The 7,996-nt window shown below is 41.5% G+C and carries 6 protein-coding genes; 1 reads left to right on the top strand and 5 read right to left on the bottom strand.

What is annotated here, in order from left to right; genetic code table 11:
* Positions 1-473: 473 nt before the first annotated feature.
* The 5 genes from AC59HZ_RS31035 to AC59HZ_RS31015 all read right to left on the bottom strand — a co-directional run bounded on the left by AC59HZ_RS31035 (position 474) and on the right by AC59HZ_RS31015 (position 4,940).
* Positions 474-695, bottom strand: a complete 222-nt coding sequence (locus AC59HZ_RS31035) for a hypothetical protein (RefSeq protein WP_496549559.1) — start codon at positions 693-695, stop codon at positions 474-476.
* A gap of 394 nt (positions 696-1,089) precedes the next feature.
* Positions 1,090-1,560 carry a NanQ anomerase/TabA/YiaL family protein gene (locus AC59HZ_RS31030; RefSeq protein WP_496549558.1) on the bottom strand — a complete coding sequence of 157 codons (471 nt, stop codon included), beginning with the start codon at positions 1,558-1,560 and terminating at the stop codon, positions 1,090-1,092.
* An 82-nt stretch (positions 1,561-1,642) separates the two neighbouring features.
* A complete protein-coding gene (locus tag AC59HZ_RS31025; RefSeq protein ID WP_496549557.1) occupies positions 1,643-2,584 on the bottom strand; it encodes a fumarylacetoacetate hydrolase family protein in 942 nt (313 codons plus the stop codon).
* A gap of 35 nt (positions 2,585-2,619) precedes the next feature.
* Positions 2,620-3,966, bottom strand: a complete 1,347-nt coding sequence (locus tag AC59HZ_RS31020) for an MFS transporter (protein ID WP_496549556.1) — start codon at positions 3,964-3,966, stop codon at positions 2,620-2,622.
* A gap of 230 nt (positions 3,967-4,196) precedes the next feature.
* Positions 4,197-4,940, bottom strand: coding sequence for a class II fructose-bisphosphate aldolase (locus tag AC59HZ_RS31015; protein WP_496549560.1), 744 nt, complete (start codon positions 4,938-4,940; stop codon positions 4,197-4,199).
* A gap of 1,312 nt (positions 4,941-6,252) precedes the next feature.
* On the opposite strand from AC59HZ_RS31015, the gene AC59HZ_RS31010 reads away from it, so the two are divergent.
* Positions 6,253-7,560, top strand: a complete 1,308-nt coding sequence (locus tag AC59HZ_RS31010) for a cytosine permease (protein ID WP_496549555.1) — start codon at positions 6,253-6,255, stop codon at positions 7,558-7,560.
* Positions 7,561-7,996: the final 436 nt, after the last annotated feature.

The following is a 7,996-nucleotide window of genomic DNA, read 5'->3' as shown; positions in this document are numbered from 1 at the left end:
TACACTTCTTAGAATGCAGAAAAATGTCGAAATATAAAAACTAAAAAAGACTGGCTCCTGATACCGATCTTAAATTACCTTTTTGTTTTAATCCTTCAAATTAAAAAACCACAAAGTAAAAAAACCACCTTAGATAAGATGGATTTCTTACTTATTTATTAAACTAACGCACCCTTAAGTTGAAGAGGATTCCAACAAAAACACAACTTATTTTATCAAACTGTAGTGGGTGAAAATTTTTTACTTTCTTTTAAAAATAGAGGTCGGCGAGCCTCCTTATACATTCTATCCGTGCCAAGAACCAGTTCTTTTATCTATTGTTTCAATAGGATAATTATCTTTTTCTCCGGTATAAGGTACAGAATCCGTATAAACCCATACAGTATCACCTTTATCAATTAATTTTTCTATTTCATCTTCCCTATAATTACCGTTATTCCAGTCCTCAAAAAATAGCTCTTTCCAATTATCTTTTATGGGCGCATTCCGAGAAAGGTACTGGGCTTGTTCAAAGAGAGTTCCTTCTTTACCGTTATTTTTTTCTTAAATTCCACTATAACATTCCAAATCTCATTAGCGGTTAAATTATCGAAAAAATTCTCAGACCAGTTAATACCTTTAGCATAAACATAATCAGGACCCGGCATATACGTATCAAATATATAGGTCCTAAACGTCTTCTTTAAATTCTCCATCTCTTCAAGAAGTTGCGACTGCCCGTCGCACAAAAAAGGCAGCTCCCATATCGGGCTGCCTTTCGTTTTACATCGATTATATTTTCATGCCGCTCCACTGGACATCTTCATGTTAACTAGCTTCAACCGGTGCGACGGAGCATCTTGAACTTGAACACAAAAAGTTAATTGTACCAGACTATGTTCTGAATTCGTTACGGATTCATATATGGCGAAGTCATGTGGTAGACCAAGACGAGGTATTCCGCCCCTTTTTCCTTTTTTGTCTACTAAACGGGGTCTTGACCAGACAAAACTAAGGCTTTTACGTACTTTTACAACTCATTTTTGCTTCGCCAGCTACCCTGACAATGGCTATCTTTGGTTGGTTAAAGATCGCCACTACCTGTGTGTTTCAAGCCTCACTTACAGGAAGCTTGATCAACGCCTTTCTGACTATTCTTTCTTCGTGTGCCATACACCATGGCCTGTGGACGTCAGATGGCATGAATACAACAAATTGTCCAGGATACAGAATCAGTTCCTTCTCTTGTTCCACGAAATCAAAGAATGTATGGTCCTCCACATCGGGCGATACATTAACAGGCTTGTTTTTTTCATGATCTCGAGCAAAACCAATTTTTTCCATCCCAGTAATGAGATAATGGATGTCTATATAACGATGATGCTTTTCTGGCCGCACTTCTACGAATGAAGACGTTACGACTTCTTTGAGAACCAGATAAGTTCCCGTTTCATTGAGTGGATAGACCCCATCCTCTATTTGATCGAAAGGTGCAGTACGTAAATATTCCAAAGCTTCCACCAGCACCGGTGAGAATGCGCATTGATCGACTTCCCACTTTCTGAAATCTCCTGTAATCATTATCCTCCACCTCTAGTACTCAATTTTCACGGCATGGTAGTCGTAGCCGCCCGATGCGGCAAGTTCTTGCTCAGATCCATTCTTATACAACATAGTTCCTTTCGACTTGGACCACCCTATTTCTCAAAATTCCGATTGGTTGTATTTCACATTCTACGATGTCTCCTTCTTGTAAAAATCTCGGAGGATTATCAGCGTAACCACATCCTCCAGGCGTGGCCGTCGTGATAATGTCACCCGGCTCCAGTGTCATGCCTGCAGAAATAGCTGCTACGATCTTTGGAATTTTGAATATCATCGTGTCTGTTGAAACTTGTTGGCGAACCTCTCCGTTCACTCGCAAGGTTAATGACAGGTCGTGAGGATCAGGAATGTCGGCTTTGTCCACGATGACAGGCCCCATTGGGCAATACGTATCGAGACCTTTACCTTGGAAGAATTGCGACACTCGAAGTTGAATATCCCGAGCACTGATGTCGTTTACAATCGTATAGCCAAAGATATGATCCCAGACAGCGCTTTCAGGAATATTGCTGCCGCGTTTGCCAATGACGATGCTTAACTCAATTTCAAAATCCAGTTTCTGTGTAAGAGTCGGATCCAAATGGATACCACCCTCTGGACCTACAATTGATGTGACCGGTTTCGAAAAAAACATGGGCATTTCAGGCTCCTGATACGGAATTCCGGTTGCGCGAGAATTTTGTTCAATATGATCCGGATAATTTAGCCCCAAACAAATGACATCGCGCCGCGGACGGGGGATCGGTGCTAATAGATGAACCGACTCAGATGAAATCGCGTATCTGGACAGTGTGCCGTTGTGATTCCATTCGTCCCAACTCTTGTACATAGCAGGCAAAAGCGTTTCATGTTCGTTAATAAATTCAATCATTGTGCGAGGGGCTTTGGAAACGAGCCCGGTATCCTCCAACAACTCTGAAAGCTCGATGATGCTGCCATCCCATTCGACTCCGTAGCTAACTCTGGATGGAGACTTTGTTTCAAACGTTACAAATCGCATTTTCATGCCCTCCTATTAATGAATTTGTGTAAATACTACTGTAAGCCAATCTTCTTGTTAAAGTTTATGAGATTGGAAAATACCGCCATGAGTATGCCCGCTGCAGCAAACAGCGCAATAGCGCCAAAGAATGAACCCGTTACAGACACGATAAAGCCTATCGCAATCGGAGTAAGTATGCCGGCAAAGCTGCCGATGAAATTCATGAATCCACCGACTTTTCCCACGTCTTCCCGTACGCAGATGGTTGCAGGAACACCCCAGAATTGTCCACCCCAGCGAAGGAAGAATAAGGCCATGGAAAGCAGTGCAATCGACGATGCTAATGAGGTGGTGAACAGCAGCATAAAATAACAAATTCCCGTCATGATCCCTGAAATACTGAGCATCGTCCGTAATACGGTATTGGCATTAGCGCCTCTTTTTCTCCAGGCATCCACAATTACACCGCAAACAAACTCACCAATGAAACCTGTGCCAAAAATGATTAAGGTAGAAAAGCCAACTGTCTTAATGTCAATTTTTTGCGTTATGGCAAGATAGGAAGGCCCCCATGCCGTCATACCATTAAAGATGGTGCACCACATATACCAGCCTAAATTCATGCACAAGAAGTTGCGAGATTTGAAATAGTCTGTGATGCGAACCCCACTCCCAGATCCTGCTGTCAGTTTTTTGTTAGCTTCATATTCTTCATCCAAAGCGTCTTTAATGTATTTTCGTTCCGCATCATTCATTCTCTTGCTTGTAGCGGGAGATCCCTTGATTACATGCCAAGCGATCCACGCAACTGCAAGGGTCATAATTCCTGCACCAATCAAAGCGCCTCGCCATCCACCGAACCAGGCGATGAAGGCGACCACAATCGGTCCGCCAATCGCGCTGCCCAACGTTCCTCCGCTGCTTGTCAAAAATGCGCCTTTTCCTCTATCTTTAGCCGTCAGCCAAATGGATTGTAGCTTTGCTGCACCTGGAAAGATTGGTGCTTCTGTTACACCCAGAATAGAACGAAACCAAATGAACGCATTCGATGTACTTGCAAATCCTGATAAGGTTTGGACAATCCCCCACAAAAATGCGGCTCCCGTTACCACCTTATCTGCTCCAAAGCGGTCAGCAAGCCACCCCGAGGGGATTTGCATTAGGGTATATCCCCAGAAAAATGAACTGAGTATGACCCCTACAACAGCGGGGCCGAAATTTAGCTCCTTACTGATCACCGGCATGGCAACCGATAATACGGAACGGTCTATATAGTTAACAGTGGCTAAAACAAGGATCATGATAAAAACATGCCAACGTACTTTCGTCGGTTTTATCGAGCTAATTAATGGAGTTCCTTGAAGCGGCTCCAAACCTGTATTACCGTCCTTTACTGACATGCCGAACACCCCTTTTTTGGAAAATTCTGAAAATAATAAGCAGCTGCCTCCGGTAAACACTCTGTACGTAAGACTGTATACAATTTGATGTACGAAAAACTGTCCTAGTAATCATCGTAGAGATTCAAAGCCGTTTCCTAATAGGAAACACCATTTCAAAACAATCTTATTCTCATCCTACCATTCTGAAACATGGAACGTAATTTGTTTTTTAAAAATTGCAATAACAATCAAGAGACTGTTTCTTTATGCTTGCCAGCAGAACCAAATACCTGCATGCTCCTTTTCACCGAATCCTTCATCGCATCGATTGCCCGTCCAGCGTATTTCCGCGGATCGTATAAATGGGGGTCTTCTGCCAGCACCTTCCTTACCATAGACGTAAATACCGTTTGATTTTCTGAATTGATGTTGATTTTAGCCACACCGAGTGAGATGGCCTTCTTCAAATCTAGAACTGAGATGCCTGTGCCGCCGTGCAACGCAATAGGCACTCGTATCGTTTTCCTCAGTTCTTCAATAAGATCACATCGCAGCGCCGGCTCTCCTTGATATGGGCCATGTACAGTGCCGAGTGCTGGCGCCAGACAATCGATACCTGTCTTGACCACAAACTTGTGACATTCAATCGGGGAAGCGACCGTGGCTTCTGACTCATTCACGATTCTGCCTTCTTCCTGTCCGCTGATGCGCCCCAATTCCGCTTCAACAGACACTCCGTAGCGGGTTGCCGCTTGCACGACTGATCTGGTCACCTCTATATTCTCTCCTAACGATAGGTACGAACCGTCGATCATAACGGAAGTAAAGCCCGCCTTCATTGCCATTTCACAACTCTCAAAAGACGAGCCATGATCGATATGAAGGGCGACCGGTACAGTGACCTGGTATTGCTTTAATAGCTCTCTTGCCATCAGAACGATTAAGTGGTGACCGCCTGCGTACAAGACCGTTCCCTCACCTACTCCAACAATGACAGGCGAATCCGGGTATTTTTGCTGGAATTACTTGAGTTTAGGGAAAGTATTTCAAAAAGTATACCTTTTGAAATACGCTGTTAAACACGTCTTTTGAGTTTCATAAATACAACATAAATAGAATTGAAACATGTCAATAATATTGTATACATTTTGACATACGTTATTTTTCCCCTTAAAAAACCTTTTCGAGGGGATATGTAAAAATAGCCATAACGATTTCCTCCCAACCTGTTGTGTCTTATTGAGAAACGGCGTTTCTCAGACGGTTTCAACATCCTCTATCCACTCTTGATCGCCGCTCTGAGGTATCGTTCTCACCCCCTTTCGTTTCAAGGCTAAAACTACAGTTTGTTGCTTATTACGAAACGACGTTTCTCAAATACCTCAAAAAAAGACGGTTTCAACATCCTCTATCCACTCTTGATCGCCGCTCCGAGGTATCGTTCTCACCCCCTTTCGTTTCAAGGCTAAAACTGCAGTTTGTTGCTTATTACAAAACGGCGTTTCTCAGTTACCTCAAAAAAAAGACGGTTTCAACATCCTCTATCCACTCTTGATCGCCGCTCTGAGGTATCGTTCTCAGCCCCTTTCGTTTCAAGGCTAAAACTACAGTTTGTTGCTTATTACGAAACGGCGTTTCTCAGTTACCTCAAAAAAAAGACGGTTTCATCATCCTCTATCCACTCTTGATCGCCGCTCTGAGGTATCCTTCTCACCCCCTTTCGTTTCAAGGCTAAAACTACAGTTTGTTGCTTATTACGAAACGCTATTTCGTATTTCTTAAGCAAATCTTATCAGAACGCGAAATGGATTTCAATACATTTTTTTGAAAATTCAAAATCCTTATATCTGAAATGCATTTTCCGCTCGGTCAGGCTATAGTAGAGGAGAGAAAAGAGCTAGTGCATTAAATATATTAATCAATGCAATAAGCGTATGCATATCAGTACAATATTTCACAATCTTTCTTGTGGAAAAAGAAAAAAGCGAACTTCTTCTTGAAGTTTCGCACGGCATCATATCGTTTCCTATTCCCTTACTCCATAAAGTGGTGTTTTCCCATCCTTAGTTGTAAAACTCAATAGAAAATTCACCTACCTTCCGTTGTACAGTATGCATAATTACTTATGTAATTTTTTGGTATTGTTAAACAATGACAAAGAAAATATTACCTTTTATGATAGATTTATCAAATTATAATAGAAGAGCTTAAGTTAGTATTGTAAAAAAATAAAAAGGTATCTAAAGACCTTAGTGTTTAAAAAAGAAATTGGAAAAATAATGTGATTTATTAGGGGGTAATTGTATGATCACTAAAAATGCTGATCAAAAGTTATTGGATCCAGAATTTGAAACCACCGCTGTACCTAAGGAATATCGAAAATCTTTAGCCTCCGTATCGGCAGTTTGGTTTGGTTTTCCAATGGTTTTGACAAGCGCCGTTATAGGCGGGGTTATCACAGCCTTATTGGGATTCAAAGTAGGGGTCAGCGCGATACTAGCTGGTAACATGCTATTATGTCTGGTTGTTGGAGCTCTAAGTTACCTGGCTGGTAATACTGGTGAGAATTTTGCCATGACTGCTCAAAAGACTTTTGGACGATACGGATATATGACCGTATCGGGATTACTTTCCACCGTCGTAGTTGGATGGTTTGCTCTCATGGTAGGTCTTACTGGTGATACGATGGCTCGATCATTCGGTGCACCTTTGTTATGGATGACCTTGCTAGGCGGTGTACTCTATGTTGCAGCAACTTTTATTGGAATTAAAGCATTATCCATTTTAGGATGGATCGCAGCCCCTTTATATATCTTTTTAGCAATAATATCCATCATCATCTCGTTTAAGACTGGTACTAAAGACATCATTAACTTCCATCCAAGCTCGGGCGCCGGGGTCATGTCATTTGGGGTAGCAGTTACGATGGTGTTTGCTACATTTGCTGATTCTGGTACGATGACCGCCGATTTTACTCGTTGGTCACGAAATGGGCGTGAAGGATTGTTAGCTGCAATTACTGCTTTTCCATTCGGAAAGTTCTTGGCTGAAGTTGTTGGTGCAATTATTGTTGCGACCGGAGTTATCCAAAACCCTGCAACGAATGGCGGTGATTTTATGCCGCTATTATCAGAACATGGCTCGCTGCTTTCAATATTAGCTATAGTATTTGTATTTATAAATCTTGGAGTTGGATGTACACACTGTTTGTACAATGGTGCAGTTGGTTGGTCACATATGACTGGGAGAAAAATGCGGCCACTAACCATTTTACTGGGAATAATCGGTATAATTGCAGCTGTTTCAGGAATCTGGAATGCCTTTCAAAGTTGGTTGGAACTTCTAGGTTTAATTGTCCCACCAATTGCAACAATAATAATTGTTGATCAACTTATTCTACATAGAAATCAATTGGCTGATTCAGCAAAATGGAAACCACTAGCTTTTGTTGCTTGGGCATTAGCTGCAGCAGTTGCATTACTAGTCAATTTCTATGCTCCTTATCTTTCAGTTGCTGTTTCTGGTATAGTTTCCTCAGCCATTTTCTATTATTTAGGAAGTCTGTTCCTTAAGTCATCTTCTCTTGAAAAATCTAAAGAGAATGCACTATAGGAATGTAACCATTTTAATGGCGAAATTAAGTGTAAAAATGCTTAATTTAAAATTTAAGTCGTTCCAATTATAGGGCTGCTAAAGACGTGGTTAAAAACCATGTCTTTTAGTGTTTATTTATTGGTCCTTCCACTATTATTTATATCATTTCCTCAAAAGGAACGGCTTTGTCCCAAATTCATCCCTCTTTAGATGTCTATGTATTTTCAAGAGAAAGATCCTTATTAAACTATTCTGCCCGTTAGCACAACAAGAAAAAAGACCGCAGCAGCGATCCTCTTGAACTCTAGCACCCGTTCGTATTATTTGGTCAGCCAGATATTTCTGGTTGACCAATTTTTATTTGGTTTTATTATAAAGGTAGCCGGGGTAGAACGTAAGCACCCGTGGGAATTAGATCCCGTAAAGTAAACAGTTCGCCCCCTACTTGTAGAAA

The sequence above is a fragment of the Neobacillus sp. DZ-9 genome (assembly GCF_059587065.1).
Note: the sequence above shows the minus strand (reverse complement) of the source record. Positions and strands in the feature narration are given on the sequence as shown.

Bases quoted from the DNA above. Each gene is read 5' to 3' on its own strand.
- AC59HZ_RS31035 (WP_496549559.1), bottom strand. From the start codon at position 695: ATGGAGAATTTAAAGAAGACGTTTAGGACCTATATATTTGATACGTAT.
- AC59HZ_RS31030 (WP_496549558.1), bottom strand. From the start codon at position 1,560: ATGATTACAGGAGATTTCAGAAAGTGGGAAGTCGATCAATGCGCATTC.
- AC59HZ_RS31025 (WP_496549557.1), bottom strand. From the start codon at position 2,584: ATGCGATTTGTAACGTTTGAAACAAAGTCTCCATCCAGAGTTAGCTAC.
- AC59HZ_RS31020 (WP_496549556.1), bottom strand. From the start codon at position 3,966: ATGTCAGTAAAGGACGGTAATACAGGTTTGGAGCCGCTTCAAGGAACT.
- AC59HZ_RS31010 (WP_496549555.1), top strand. From the start codon at position 6,253: ATGATCACTAAAAATGCTGATCAAAAGTTATTGGATCCAGAATTTGAA.